The 14,279-nt window shown below is 57.6% G+C and carries 12 protein-coding genes and 1 pseudogene; 2 read left to right on the top strand and 11 right to left on the bottom strand.

The window, feature by feature from the left end:
* Positions 1 to 246: 246 nt before the first annotated feature.
* On the top strand, positions 247 to 576 hold the full coding sequence (locus DWV20_RS06455; RefSeq protein ID WP_117757953.1) for an ATP-binding protein: 330 nt from the start codon (positions 247 to 249) through the stop codon (positions 574 to 576).
* On the opposite strand, the pseudogene DWV20_RS06450 reads toward DWV20_RS06455, so the two are convergent.
* From DWV20_RS06450 to DWV20_RS06420, 7 genes and pseudogenes are all read right to left on the bottom strand, one after another.
* A pseudogene (locus DWV20_RS06450) lies at positions 546 to 798 on the bottom strand (ATP-binding protein); the annotation flags it as partial. The gene DWV20_RS06455 and the pseudogene DWV20_RS06450 overlap by 31 nt on opposite strands.
* 177 nt (positions 799 to 975) lie before the next feature.
* Entirely contained in the window at positions 976 to 1,296 is a 321-nt protein-coding gene (locus DWV20_RS06445; protein WP_187361856.1) for a hypothetical protein, read from the bottom strand.
* A 120-nt stretch (positions 1,297 to 1,416) separates the two neighbouring features.
* The gene (locus DWV20_RS06440) at positions 1,417 to 3,903 is read right to left on the bottom strand and encodes a glycosyltransferase (RefSeq protein ID WP_118256626.1); all 2,487 of its coding nucleotides are present in this window, start codon (positions 3,901 to 3,903) and stop codon (positions 1,417 to 1,419) included.
* Positions 3,904 to 4,971, bottom strand: coding sequence for a glycosyltransferase family 2 protein (locus DWV20_RS06435; RefSeq protein ID WP_117646341.1), 1,068 nt, complete (start codon positions 4,969 to 4,971; stop codon positions 3,904 to 3,906). It abuts the gene before it with no gap.
* A gap of 12 nt (positions 4,972 to 4,983) precedes the next feature.
* Entirely contained in the window at positions 4,984 to 6,102 is a 1,119-nt protein-coding gene (locus DWV20_RS06430) for a glycosyltransferase family 2 protein (protein ID WP_158548912.1), read from the bottom strand.
* Between the two features lie 74 nt (positions 6,103 to 6,176).
* Positions 6,177 to 7,217, bottom strand: coding sequence for a glycosyltransferase (locus DWV20_RS06425; protein WP_117563896.1), 1,041 nt, complete (start codon positions 7,215 to 7,217; stop codon positions 6,177 to 6,179).
* Positions 7,218 to 7,223: 6 nt separating this feature from the next.
* The gene (locus tag DWV20_RS06420) at positions 7,224 to 8,327 is read right to left on the bottom strand and encodes a glycosyltransferase (RefSeq protein WP_117629109.1); all 1,104 of its coding nucleotides are present in this window, start codon (positions 8,325 to 8,327) and stop codon (positions 7,224 to 7,226) included.
* Positions 8,328 to 8,583: 256 nt separating this feature from the next.
* On the opposite strand from DWV20_RS06420, the gene DWV20_RS06415 reads away from it, so the two are divergent.
* Positions 8,584 to 9,603, top strand: coding sequence for a glycosyltransferase (locus DWV20_RS06415; protein ID WP_118065024.1), 1,020 nt, complete (start codon positions 8,584 to 8,586; stop codon positions 9,601 to 9,603).
* A gap of 20 nt (positions 9,604 to 9,623) precedes the next feature.
* Here DWV20_RS06415 and DWV20_RS06410 read toward each other — a convergent pair whose 3' ends face one another.
* The 4 genes from DWV20_RS06410 to DWV20_RS06395 all read right to left on the bottom strand — a co-directional run bounded on the left by DWV20_RS06410 (position 9,624) and on the right by DWV20_RS06395 (position 14,271).
* Positions 9,624 to 11,411, bottom strand: coding sequence for an AAA family ATPase (locus DWV20_RS06410; protein ID WP_255413316.1), 1,788 nt, complete (start codon positions 11,409 to 11,411; stop codon positions 9,624 to 9,626).
* Positions 11,412 to 11,625: 214 nt separating this feature from the next.
* On the bottom strand, positions 11,626 to 13,440 hold the full coding sequence (locus tag DWV20_RS09890; RefSeq protein ID WP_158566330.1) for a hypothetical protein: 1,815 nt from the start codon (positions 13,438 to 13,440) through the stop codon (positions 11,626 to 11,628).
* Positions 13,441 to 13,577: 137 nt separating this feature from the next.
* Entirely contained in the window at positions 13,578 to 13,997 is a 420-nt protein-coding gene (locus DWV20_RS06400) for an HI0074 family nucleotidyltransferase substrate-binding subunit (RefSeq protein WP_117758329.1), read from the bottom strand.
* Positions 13,984 to 14,271 (bottom strand): nucleotidyltransferase family protein, encoded by a 288-nt coding sequence (locus tag DWV20_RS06395; protein ID WP_117655961.1) that lies wholly within the window; start codon positions 14,269 to 14,271, stop codon positions 13,984 to 13,986. The genes DWV20_RS06400 and DWV20_RS06395 overlap by 14 nt, the downstream gene beginning before the upstream one ends.
* Between the last annotated feature and the right edge of the window lie 8 nt (positions 14,272 to 14,279).

Here is a 14,279-nt window from a genome sequence, read left to right as displayed (position 1 = left end):
TATTTGCTCAATGTGTTCGGCTGAGATCGGAAATCAACCATTTGTGTTTGTTAACGTCGTGATTGCGGGTTTGATCACATCCGATTTTCAGAATTGAGCACGATAGTTTTTCGGTTTTGAGCACGGCCACGCCGACCAGACCGCATGCCTTAACGTTGTCGGTGCGTCGTATCGGCAACGAGCAAAGGCAGGAGGGAATGATCGACGTGGACAAGATAGAGGACGCAGGTGGCGAGCTGCAGGGCCATGCTCGAGGCCGAGCTCGCGCACAGGGACGCGACCAAGAGGGCACGGCTGCTCAGGCAGGCGAGGCTCCCCGTGCACAAGTCGGCCGAGGGGTTCGACTGGTCGCACGTGCGGTTCTCCGAGGGCTGGGGCCGCGACGACATGCTTTCGCTGGGCTTCGTCGGCCCCCGCGAGGACCTCGTGTTCTTCGGCAAGACCGGCAGGGGCAAGACCCACATGGCCGTGGCCCTGGCGATGCGCACGGCCGCCGCCATCTGGTCGTCGCCGAACACCGCGCCCCACCGGCTGAACTCCAGGTTCGTGGTGATGACCACCGACTGCCGCTCGTAGGCGTCGGCGAACACCTAGAAGAGCGCGCGCGCCGTCGAGATCCAGCGGCAGGAAGCCGAGCTCGTCGATGACGAGCAGCCTAGCGCAGCCGATGAGCGCGGCCTCACGGTCAAGGCGCCCCTCGTCGCGGGCGCGCCGCAGCCGCATGACGAGCGATGACGCGGTGAAGAAGCGGGCCTCCATCCTCCGCTCGCACGCCAGCATGCACAGCGCCGAGGCCATGTGCGTCTTGCCGGTGCTGACGTCCCCCACCAGCACGAGGTCCTCGCAGAAACCAGTTTCATGGAGCGTTTCATTGAAAATCCCCCTAATCTAGCAACGGTTTAAAGTCTACTAGATTGGGGGGGACGCGAGCCAAGTCGACAAAGGCAGTTAACCGGCGGCTATTCATGCCTCGATTTAGAACCGCTCGAGAATCTCCGCAGCATTCTCTCGCAGATAGATATCTAGGTCCGGCACGGCAAACTGCACGTAGCCCCTCTGTGGTGCCTGAATAACCTCTCTTTGTAGCAATTTGGCCCTAATAGAGCTGATCTCATTGGTCTTTTTACCCATGCGCTTAGCAATCTCGGCTGATTTGGACTGTTGTTTATCCTCGCACATCGCCAAAAGGTATTTGATATCGTTAAGTCCCAGTCCAGAAATCGCGGGCTCGTGAACAACATCGTGAAAACGAGCCTCTGCCAGCGCAATGCCTTCGGTGACATCGTGTTCGCTCACAATGGCACTTTTGGCACGATGCAAGTTGGCGCGCTGCCAAATGGAGTAACCGACCATTTGCACCAGATAGGCATAGCCCTTAGTGGTCTTAGCGGTTCTCGACAGCAGTTAAACCATTGTCTAAAGCGAGAAATACTCACTCTCGGCAGATAAGTTAGGCCCCAACCACGGATCACCCGTCAAGAAAAACTCCGGCCAGCGCTGCATAAACAGCGCTTGCTCGCGCTTCCAGCGGCGCAGCTTTTCCTCGTTGGCCTCTTCCCTGCCGCGCGAGGTGAACTCGTAGTGATACAGCTCGGCATAAGGCGTATAGATGGTGTGGTAGCCCGCCTCCCATACGCGCAGGCAAAAGTCTGCGTCGTTAAAGCCAACGGCGAATTCCTCGTTGTAGCCGCCGACGCGCTCAAATACGTCGCGTCGCACCATCTGGCAGGCACCCGTTACGGCGCTAAAGTTGCCCGGGCGCACAGCGCGGGCAAGATAGCCCTCGCGCTTTGCCGAGAAGTCCTGGTTAGCATGGGCAAGCGCACCACGCACGCCAACCAAAATGCCGGCATGCTGCACCAGATGATCGGCAAAATAGAGTTTGGCACCCACCACGCCCGCATCGGGACGCTGCAGATAACCCATCATCTCTTCGATAAAGTCCGGGCTTATGACCTCGGTATCGTTGTTGAGCAGCAGTAGATAGTCGCCCTTAGCATGCTCAACGCCAAAGTTGATGATCTGGGAGTAATTGAACTCGCCCGGCCAGTACACAACGCGCGCGCTGCCCTTGCCACCAGATGCAGCGGTTACGCGCTCCGGCAGGGTTTCGTAATACGCAAACGTCTCTGGGACTTCGCTGTTGTTCTCCACCAAAACGATCTCGTAGTTGGCATACGTGGCCTTCTGAGCGATCGACATCACGCAGGCGTCGAGCGTCTCGACGTGATCCTTGGTGGGAATCACAATGCTCACCAGCGGTGCAGGCTCTGGCAGCGCATAGCGCATACGGTAGACAAACGGAGTTTCGGACTCCTCGACCGCTCCATGAACGCCCAGCGAGCCAAAGTGACGCTGCAGGGCCAGGCGTCCGGCCTCGATGGCATACGGTTTGCTGTCGGCGGATCCGTCGGCGGTCGACCCCGGATGCACGCGCCAGTGATACAACACGTGCGCAATATGCTCAAAGCGCGCGCCCGCCGCAAGGCAGCGGAGCGTCAGGTCGTAATCCTGGGCGCCCGCGACGTCTTCCGGCGACATGCCAATGCAATCGATGAGCGCCTTCTCCACCATCAGGAAATGCGTCACGCAGTTATGGCTATAGAGCAGGTCGACGTTGAGTCGCGTCTTAAAGACCGGCTGGCCCCACTCCCCCGTTTTCTGGAACATGTCCTCGTCGCAGAACAGGACCTGGGGACGCTCTCCCTCGGCAGCCTTGTTCAGCGCAGAAACATAGTGGAATAATGCGTCCGGTTCCAGGATGTCATCGTGGTCCAAGAACGCGATGTAGTCGCCTGTCGCTTGCTCGATACCTGCGTTGGTGTTGAGCACAATGCCGCCGTTGCCGGAAAGCTCGATGCGGCGAACGCGCTCGTCGTTGGCGTCTGCCGCAAGAGTGGCCACCGCATCCCATTCGGGCGAGGCATCCATGAGCAGCAATTCCCAGTTGTCATAGCTCTGGGCTAGCACCGAGTCCAGCAGCTCGCGCAGGTAGACCCGATCAGTCTTGTAGCACGGCACCACAATGCTCACGAGCGGCCTATAGGCAAAGGCCGCCGAAGCGACACGCTGGCACACCAAATCGCCCGGCTTTGCGCGATGCTGTTCAAACCAACGTCGATAAGCTGCATCGTCTGCACGCGCGTCCTTCATGCGGTTCCAGCTGTCGTCGACCATGCCGTTGTACAGGCGACCATCCATGGCGCAAAACCCGCTCTGGATTAGGCCCGTGGGATCAGCCGCAATCGCGACAAAATCCCGTATATCCTGAGGCATCTCTACGCTCAGATACGTTTTATTGACGCGGCATCCGTTCTGCTGCGGCACGTCAACCTGCGATTCAAAAACATGCACGGTAACATCGATGGCGTTCATATGTGTATCGAAGATCTGGAACTCAGGGGTGCACTGGGGGTCTCCCGCCCAGGTAACCTCATAGCGCCACACCGCGCCGGCGTCTGCCGGCAAATAGCGAATGGCATCGATCTCGTAGCGACCGCAGCATTCGCCACGCTGCGCATCGCGGATAAGCGCGCACAGCGCAGGCTTTGCTTTGTAGTTAACCTTGGATTCCAGCTTGGCCACGCGGCTATCGGGGCGAATGGAGCCAAGCTTTTGGCCATCGGACGCAAATGCGACGTCAATCGTAGAGCCGTCCAAAAAGGGAAGCACCAAGACGGCGAGCTCGCGCTCGTAATCGGAAACGGAAGGGCAAAGCGCCAGCACACGGCCATGATCGACCGGGAGCACCAGCGACGGCACACAAGAACCGCTCGTCGTCGCATGGGCAAACGCTTGAGAACCCTCCCGTTCAATAAGCGCGGCGACATCCTGACCGGCAAAACGAAGCAGCACAAACAGACGGCCCTGACTGCGGCAAAGTGCCAAACGCTTGATACTCATCTACACTTCTCGCTTTCCCAGGGCGTTCGCTGCCATACGTTTGCAGGCACCCAGGCGTCCAAACCTCAAGACGTCGTAATCGAACATGAGCTTTTTGCACTCACGGGCATTGGGGGCCTTGCTGGTAAGCGCCGCACGCACCATAGCGGCAACAGAAGGAGCGCATTGTGCGAGCGCAGCATCGCTGCCCACGGCAGAACCGGCAAGCGCCGCGGCAACGGCGGCAAACACCTTGCCGCAGTCCGAACCCAGCAACCTGAGCGCATCGTACAGCACCAGATCGCATAGGAAGTACGCCAGGTCATCGGCATACTGGACATCGAGACCGTCGCGTTGCCAGTCAGCCAGCACCGCGGAGTAAATCTTCACGTGCTCCAGCAGTCGCGTCTCGTCGTCATAGCGCATGGTGTCCATAAGCGAGCCCTTGCGCGCCACGCGGTAGTCATACAGCTTGTTCGAGATAAGCGCGGTCTTACGCGAACGACCGTACACGGCAAAATCGAAGACCTGGTCCTCGCCATACTTAACGGTTTCGTCAAACACGATCCCGTTGCCCAGCAAAAACTCACGCTTGCAGGCGGTGCGCCATGCAAAGGGGCGAGACGCTTCCTTAAACAGCAGGTCAGAGCTATAGCCTTCAAACGACACATCGCGCGGGCTCAGCACATAGTTAAGCCACGGATACCCCGCCTCCAGCGGATACGGATTCGCGCCAAAGGTCAACACGTCGCAATCCTCGCGTTCAAAGGCATCGACGATCACGCGGCATGCATCGGGCGTAAAGCGGTCGTCGGAATCCAAAAAAGCAACAATAGGCGCCGTGGACGCAGCGATACCCGCATTGCGGGCGCTCGACAGGCCGCCGTTGGGCTTATCGACCAGCGTAAAGCGCGCGTCCTTTTCGCAATAGGCAGCCGCAATATCGCGCGAACCGTCCGGCGAGCCATCGTTGACCAGCACGCCTTCCCAATCGGGCATGTCCTGCGCAAGCAGGGAGTCCAGGCACCAGGCCAGGCACTCCTCCACGTTATAGATAGGAACGACAACGGAAATCTTGGGGGTAGCCATAGTCAAGTGCTCCTACTGTGCGACCGGAACGTCATCGGGGTGCGGGTTGTCGCCGTAGGCGCGCTGATACGTCAGCACGCGCCAGACCAGCGGCAGGCCGCCGATCTTAAAGTAGTGTTTAAACGTATTGAGCTTGCCCGGCTTCTTAAAATCAAAGCGCGAATCGATATAGGCGCGGGGCGACTTGACCATCAGTCGCAAGTCGGTCTCGCCACGCGGGTCGAAGAGAGACAGGTCAAAGCGACCGGCATCCCAATCGGCCTTGAGCTCGGGAGATGCCTTCTCCCAAAACTGCTCGCGCAATTCATCGACCAGGCGCTCATCATTCCAACGGTACGTATCGACCTTCATGCGCATTAAAATACCCTGAAGCTGAGCCTTAAGCTCGGGGCGTTCATCCAAAAAGCGCTGCATCTCGGTATATTCGTCGCACACGCAAAACACCTTGTTAGGAGAATTAACGGAGCTCTTCTCGTTATCTTGGCGATAGCACAAAATGGGGTCCGCGATAAACGCAGCACGCTCGGCGCATGCCCAGACCTTAAAGTTAAAACCCGCATCCTGATACGAAGCACCTGGCGTGGGAAGAAACCGAATCTGATTGTCGTTGAGGAACTCGCGCCGGTAGATAGCCGACCAAATGGAAGGTTTGCGGTAGAAGATGCCCGGGCGATCGACGGGGCGATACGCGGCGCCCGTCATATGCTCGTCGATGATCCCAAACAGCTCACGCCGCTCGCTGGGCGTGGACCAATACAGGTAAAAGTCGCCCTTTACCACATCGGCATGCTCGGCATCGGCCTTGGCGACCAGCTTTTGGAGTGAATCCTCAAACATAAAGTCGTCGGACTCAAGGATGCCCACGTACTCGCCGCGCGCCATCTCCAGGCCGCGGTTCATCGAGTCGCCGTAGCCGCTGTTGGCCTTGTCGATCATCTTTACACGGGGGTCGCGCTCCATGTACTCGCGGATGATATCTGGCGAGCTATCGGTGGAGCCGTCGTTGATGCAGATGATCTCGATGTCCTCGAGCGTCTGCGCCACGGCGGAATCGAGGCACTCACGCAGGTAGCGCTCAACATTGCAGATGGGAACAAGAAGCGAAACTTTAGGGGTATCAGAGTTCTGCAAGAGAACCTCCTGTTGAATAGCGTGTAACAGGGTTATTTTAGCAGCCGAGTTGCGGCGGGCGGCAGCGCTTGGAATTAGATAAAACGCTCCAGGCAGGCTTTGAGACCGCGAGTCGAAAGATAGAACAGCGCGGCATCTGCCATCGAAACGCCCGAGGTCGCCGCAACGAGCTTGTGGGCAACACGGCGAACGGCGCCCTTAGCAGGCATATCCGCCCACTCCGTTCCCAAAAACGTCGTGAGGTCCATGTTGACGCGAGCCGCCACGCGATGGAAGTCATCGGCATCCAAGCGCGCCAGGTCGAACACAATGAGGTCCAGGAACCAGGTGATCAGCTCGCCGGGGCACAGGTCCAAAAGACCGTAGGCCGCCCAGCCCTCCAAGACCTCCTCGAGCATTCTCATGTGGGCGTCAAGCTTTTTGGCGCGAGCCTCGGCACTGTTGAACTCGTGCGTCGCCGATTCGCTCTCCATCACGTAGTGGTAGAACTTGTCCGGCATGACGACGGTCTTGCGGGCAAGCGCATAAGCCGCAAATTGGAAGACGACGTCCTCGCCCAAAGCCAAACCGGGGGCGAAGCGAATGCCTTCGCGATTGAGCAGCTCGCGCGAAAAAGCCACGCGGCAGGCATAGGGCTGCGCATTCGAATGGAACAGAAGTTGGGGATCACGGGCGTCGAAGGTACCGGCTTTGGGGCTCATGAGTTGATGGACGCGTTTGGGGGCAGCATCGGCTGGTTCACAGACGCCGCCAAAAACGGCGGCCTCGGCATCTGCAGACTCCATGGCATGCAGTACGCGCTCGACCGTCTGGGCATCGATATAATCGTCGGCGTCCACAAAAAAGACGGTCTCGCCCTCGGCGGCATCGATACCGGCATTTCGAGCACACGAGACACCCGCATTTTCCTGGTCAATCACCAGTACGCGATCGTCGGCCTGCGCGACCTGGCGCAACACGTTCAACGAATCATCAGTCGAACCGTCGTTGACGCAGACAACCTGAATCGAGCGTTCGGACTGAGCCAACAGCGAATCGAGGCATCGCTGAATGGAGCGCGCAGAGTTGTAAACGGGGACGACAATGGTCGCTTTGGGGGTCAAAGTCTCTCCCATGTCGACCTACCCCCTCAGCGATTCGATGAGGAAGGCAGCAACCACGCCTGGGCCTCCAACCGAGGCGTAATACTTAGCACGCCCCAAGGCACCATCCGTCGCAAAACTCGGATGCTCGTCAACCCAGCCCTCAGGATCTTTGAGGATGGCAGCGAGATTTGCGCGCTTCCACGGCTTGAGGTCGTCAAGCGAAAACTCCCCCGCGTCCAAGGCCGCTTGGAACTCCTTGGCCATCTGAACCAGGAACTCCTTATAGAACTTAGGCGCCAAGCGCACGTAGTTCCACATATACGAATCGTACTTAATGAGCTGATTGAACTTGAGCATGCGCGCGACGTCATCACTTGCGTGGTCACGGGCATAATCCTCTCGAATCCAACGCTCGATCTCGGCATACTCGGTATTGACGCAAAAGACCTTAGCCGAAGAATTGACCGAGGAATTCTCGTTGTCCTGGCGATACGACAGCACGGCATCGTGCAGGTAAACAGCCTTATCGGCGCACGCGATCACCTTAAAGGCGAATGACGTGTCCTGAAAGGATGCCCCCGGAGTCGGCAGGAACGTAATGCCGTTGCGCTCAAGAAAATCGCGACGGTACACGGCCGACCAAATCGATGGCTTTTGCTTAAAGAACTGCGTCGTATCGCTCGGATGCACTGGCTTGCCACAATCCTGAGGTCTAAACATCTCGTGCAGCGAACGGCGTTCCTCGGGCTTAGACCAGTAGAAATCAAAGTTCGCCTTCGCAAAGTCGGCATTATTGCTATCGGCGGCCGAGACAAGCTTTTCGAGTGCGTCGGACGCCATAAAGTCATCGGACTCCAAGATGCCAACGTACTTGCCACGCGCCATCTCCAGACCGTGGTTCATCGAGTCGCCGTAGCCGCTGTTGGCCTTGTCGATCATCTTGACGCGCCTATCGCGCTCCATATACTCGCGAATAATCGCCGGCGAGTTGTCGGTCGACCCGTCGTTAATGCAGATGATCTCAATATCCTTGAGCGTCTGTGCCAGGGCGGAATCGAGACACTCGCGCAGGTAGCGCTGAACATTGTAAATGGGAATAAGCAGCGACAGAACAGGGCTGCCAGAGACGTTAGTAGACAAATGTGCTCCTTAGGAAATACCTGTCGTTTCATGGTATCAAAGGGTCAGCGCGCCAGCGGGCGTTTATATAATCTATGGAGCCTCTTGCGGGCAAAGTAGCCGCACGTCATGCGGCGGGCCCATGGCAGGTTCCTGCGTTTTATTCAAAGCTTGCCGACAAGGTGCGGTGAGCCTTTACAATAGAACAGTCCCAAGGACGTATTCGATAGCTTCCGCGCAGCGCTCGCCCGCCGCGCGTGAAAGGATATATTGCCCCATGCCTTCAACCCTTCCCGCTCCCATCGATAAGCTCGCCATCGTTGTCGTTACGTACAAGCGCCAGGAACTCCTGGCCAACCTGTTCGACTCCATGACCGAGCTCACGGCAACGCCCTGGCGCATCGTGATTGTCGATAACGAGAATTCGCGCGAGACCGAGGCCATGTGCACCGCATTCAACGAGCGCCTGGCCAGCCTGTGGGGCATCGACACCGAGCAGCCCGACGCGCAGGGCGGCACCGACCGTGTCATCTACGCCCCGCAGCTCGAAAACGGCGGCGGTGCGGGCGGCTTCTCCGCTGGCACTAAATGCGCCTACGATCTGGGGGCCCAGTGGTTCTGGGTGATGGACGACGACGTGCTCGTCATCCCCGAAGGCATCGAGCGTCTTGCCAAGTGGACCGACCGCTACGATGTCATCCAGGGTTCGCGCCTGGACTTTGACGGCGGCGCTTTCTTTTGGCAGTACCAGCTCATCCTTTCGCTCGGCATCCCTAACCCCATCGCCAAGTGGGACTTGGGGCCCGAGGGCCACCGCACCATGAACCAACTGTGCTTTGAGGGCGGCATGTTCTCGCGCCGCGTGGTCGACAAGATTGGCCTGCCCGACGCGCGCTTCTTTATCTACGGCGACGATGCCTGCTACGGCTACGTGGCCAGCCAGCACTTCCCCGCCGCCGTGGTTGCCGACGTGGTGCTCAAGCGCGCCCGCGCCGTCTCCAACTGGGATATCGCCGGCAAACGACAGCTCAACTCCACGAGCGACACCAACCGCTACTACATCATGCGCAACCGAGGCTTCCTCGCTCGCTATATGCAGATCTACGGTGACTACCACCCCATGCTGTTCCGTCTGGGCAATGCCGCGACCTTCTGCAAGGAGTTCATTCGTCTGGCAGCAGTCGACAAATGCTTTAAGACCGGCATTCCGGCGCTGCGCCGCGGCATGAAGGACGCCCGCAAGATCGTTAAGGATCCCAACTGGAAGCCCATGCCGCCCCTGAAGGACGCCGAGTAGTAAAGGGCTTTCGCCCGCCGCTACAGTCGTTGACACACCACGGACACACGCTGACCGTCAAAGCCAAAGCCCCAACGCATGCGCCCGACGGCGGGGCGCGGCACGCGGATATCATCGATGCCGTCGCGCTCTATGTCGAGTAGCGCCTGAACCGCCAACAGTTCCAGGCCCAGGGCATCGACGCCAGGGTCGTACAACATGTTGACCGTAATGAGCGGTCGCTCATCAAGCATGCCGAGCGTGTCGGCCACGTCAAACACCCGACCGGTGGGAATCACCTGGATATCCCAGCGATCCGAGACGCCACTTCGCTTGGAGCTGGGATTGCAATAGCCGGGCAGTCCAAAGCAGAGCCCCTGAAGCGCCAGATGATAGGCTGTCGGCATATCTGATTGGCCCACATCGATGCCCAGATCGCCGATAGCACAGCTCAAAGCTTGCTTTACAGTGTCCTCGTCTCCTCGACACAGCCCGTCATGGAACGAGTCGATAACTCCAACGTCCTCAACGGCGCACTCAAACCATTCCAGAATTACAAGACGGAGCGCCTGACGCACTTCGTTATTAGGCAGACGCAGGGAACGAAGGCACGCGCCGTCCTCCGAATGCCCCGTCATATCCGTCGTAAGGAATCCAGACAGATACAGCGCAGTCCAGATATCTTCGGGCTTGGCGGCATCGACCTCCTCGGCATGCATATGCACTGGCGCCTCAATAAACCCATGCGGCTCAACCAAATCGAACAATGTGGACAGGCGAATGAGATTCCAGTCGCCGACGCATGCGCCCAGACGGTCGGCGTAACCATACAGATCCGCCCGAACGGGCGCGACGCAATCGCGATGTGCGTAGTCCACCACGCGCTCCGGGCTCGAGCAATAAAAACCACCAAACAGATAGCCCTCGAGCCACTCACGCGCGTCATCCAGACAGCCGTTGCGACCGATGCAATCCAACAGCACTTGGACTTCGTCGTCCGAAAAACCGAACCATCGATCACACCAACTCGACAACGCCGTCGCCGACCGATAGGAAACCCCACGTTGGGACAACGCAAGCTCGGCAGGACCGGGGCGCTCGCCCATAAGACACGTCAATCGCAACGAGTCGCCGGCGTCGGCAATGGTGTCGAACAGCATTCGGCTGAGCGACTCTAGGGAATCCACGCTACCGTCGTCCTTAGCGTCCAAACGCTTTGGACATACCGCGTCGTAGTCGTCTATCAGAAGAACAACCTGCTCATCGAAAGCTGCCTGGAGCAGCTTGATAAGCACGCCAAGCGCCGCATCGATCTCCTTATCGCTGGCCACCCCACGCGCCGCCCTCTCGATAAGACGAACCTCACGTCTTGACAGATCAGGCGCGGCAAGCAGCGGCAGTAATCGGGCGCACTCGCGCACGACAGCCCCGCGAATTGCTGCCGCAGCACCAGCACCATGCCTCGAAGCGGCAGCTGTAAAGTCGAGCATGATGACCGGATAACTCGCGTACTCATCACGATAGCGACCGCCGCCCGCCTGCCAAATCTGGGTACCAGCGAACAGGCTTCGATCCGGCAGCCGGCGATCAGGTCGTTCCAAATAGCACTTGAGCATCGATAAATTCATGCTCTTGCCAAAACCCTTGGGCCGACAGCAAAGCGCAACAGGTGCTTCACTGTCCAATATATCGGCAATAAACATAGTCTTATCGACGAGTAAACACCGATTGATTGCATCGGAAAAGTCGCGTGCATCAACCGGTAGAGCTGCGCTATCCGCATGATTGAGCAACCGTGCACCAAACGCATGAGTAAAACCACAATTCACCTGTTCAGACACCGTAAACTCTCCTTCTAACGCAGCACGATGCCCATTGTAGCGAGCGGGTAGAGCGCAACAATATCGACATGCAAACGTTTCGGGCAGCGGTAGCAACAGACCCCCGAGGGGGCATAACAAATCGTTGCACAACAAAAAAAGGGGGGCCGATGCCGCCGCACCGGACCCCGTCCCAAACTCTTATAGAAAACGATCTGGAAGATTACTCCTCCAAGCCGTCCTCCCCAGAAGCCTTCTTCTGCTGATCGAGCTTATGCTTACCACTTACGATAGACGTAGCGCCCAGTGTGGCCAAGCTTGCACTGGCAAGGCTCGCCATCACAATCAGATCGCCCGTCTTGGGCATGTTGCCGCCCGAGGACTTGGTAGTTGTAGTCGTCGTGGTCGTGGTGGTCACCGTTTTGGAGTCATTTTGCTCTTGGACCTGGTTGTCAGCACCGCTCTTGTCGTCGTCTTCGGACTGTTTCTTTTCGCCCTCGGCCTTGCTCTTGTCCTTCTCCTCAGATTCAGACTTCTTATCCTCGTCCTTCTTCTGTTCGGACTTGTCGCTCTTCTCCTCAGAGCTAGAACCCTTATCGGATTCGGTCTTCTCGGAAGCCTTGTCCTTGGAGTCGCCCTTTGCGGCTTCGATCTTTTCCGTGGAAACCTGATCAGAGTTGCCCTTGTTCTGGGTCGAGCCGTTATTGACGCCAGCCATCAGCGAAGAGCCCAGCGTAGAACCAAGCTGCTCGGAGAAAGAAGGCTTCTTGTCCGGCGAAGCAACGGGAACGTCCGGCGCCTTATTCGAGTCATCCTTGGAAGCATCGGAACCAGGGGTTGCGTCAGAGCCGGAGCCGTTGTTAGAGCCGGTGCCAACGGACGAATCGCTCGAGCCGGTGGATGAGTTAGAGGTGCCAGCGCCGGTCGAACCAGAAGCGTCGCTGTCCGTATTGCCTGCAGAGCTTGAAGACGAATCGCCCGCAGCAGAGCCGTTCGAAACGGAGCCGTTCGAGGTAGAGCCGTTGTTGGTAGTGCCACCAGCAGAGCCATCACCGTCAGCATCGGTCGAGGGCGAATCCATCCTGTCATCGTTGGCATCGTCGCTCGAGTCGTCATTCGAATCAGGCGTCGGCGAGGGCGCCGGCGTGGGCTCGGGCTGCACGGGCGTCGCAGCGGCAGCGGCCTCGTCCTCGGCGATATAAACCAAGCAGTCCTTCAGCTCGTTGCGGTAGCGGTTCTTCCAGCCCTCATGATACTGGGGCTGGCTCGAATACTTGGTCGCCACGTTATTGACCACACTGTTGGAAAGCGCCGTCACAAACTCGCGATCAGTCATACTGTTAGAAAGGTTTGCCCAACGGAAGAAGTCCCTGCAACCACCGGTGCCGCACATGTTGGTGATGCTCCACACCATGCCCTTGACGCAATCGGCGCGGCCGGAGATGTCAATGCCAAGAGCGCTCTTAAGCCACGCCTCGGTCACCGCATAGTACGAGTTGTACGCATAGGCATCTTGAAGTGCTGAGAACTCAACAGGATCGGTGTTATAAGCACCTTGGAAGGCATCCTGCGCGATATGGCCCAGCTCGGTGAGCTGGCCGTTCTCGTACATGGCATTGCTCGTGTTGGAAATCTCGCTGCCGCGATCAATCGCATCCTTGAGCATGCAGTATTTTTCGGGGTTGTAGTTGTAGGCCTGCTTCATAAACGGGATGAGCGACCAACGACGGTCGAACTGGTAATAACCCAGCGCGTTGTAGCCGTCGCCATACGAAAAGCCCTGGTTGTAGTTGCCATGGCTCTCGTACTTGGTAAAGTACTTCATCTCGGGAGTCACGTTGACAAACGAAACGCCCTGGACCGACCTCAGCACGCCCGAGAAGGACTGCTGGGTGTAGAGACCTTTGTCGATATCGGTGGCATCCGAGGCAACGCCCGGCGTGGGCTCCTCGGCGGCGGCGGGCGCGGGTGCGGTAACGGCGCCAAACGAAAGCGCCAGCGTCAGGCCCGCGACAATAGCAGAATGCTTGGGCTGCATAAGATCCTCCCTGCATTGGTGTAGTTAAAGTGCGGTTTGCAAAGATAGAATTAAGTATTGCAGCTCACCCGTTGTTGCACAACAACCCCTCGGTAAACGGCAACAACCCTCCGCGAAATCCGCGAAATCTAAAGGAATTAAACAAACTGGTCGTCGGGCACCAGAAGAAGATCGCCGTAGCGTCCCATCAGCCCGTCTCTCAACCGACAGAAAGCGGGGATATAGACGTTTAAGATACGCTGAATCAAATCTTGAGCGAGCTTGTTGTCATAGATATGGACGTTCGTATTGCGGTCTCTGAGCATATCTAGCCATGCCGCCTCATCAATAAAGTCGTAGAATCGGTAGGCTTCCTTCAAGATGGCACGAGGAGACCCCGATGCAGCAAGCGTGGCGCCCTCATACTCGAGCAGACGTTTAAGGAGCTTCCAGCTCAGTTCAAACTGAAGGTTGAACTTATTAATCAATCCACTCTGAACAAAATCATTGCTAAGATCCTGATTGGGTGCATCCTCAAGATTCGCCAAGGCGCTGGCAAAGTTCTCATATTTTTTCATACAGAATCACACCATCCCTGGCAATTTCATCGAGCAATTGCTGCGATAAGGACTCATCCAGATTGACGACGTCTATATCTAAAAGAGTATCAAGACGCTCCTCTATCAGATATGAGAAACGGTCGAAATCCCGGCAACCTGCTACAGCAATATCAATATCGCTCTTAGGCAAGTTGTCACCGCGGGCACGAGAACCAAACAGCACAACCCTCTCGGCGTCACATTCCCGAGCAAAAATCTCAATTTGCTTGTACACCTTGTCGAGAGATACCATCTGCAGCC

Source organism: Collinsella sp. AF02-46-1 (assembly GCF_003465825.1).
Taxonomy (GTDB): Bacteria; Actinomycetota; Coriobacteriia; order Coriobacteriales; family Coriobacteriaceae; genus Collinsella.
Note: the sequence above shows the minus strand (reverse complement) of the source record. Positions and strands in the feature narration are given on the sequence as shown.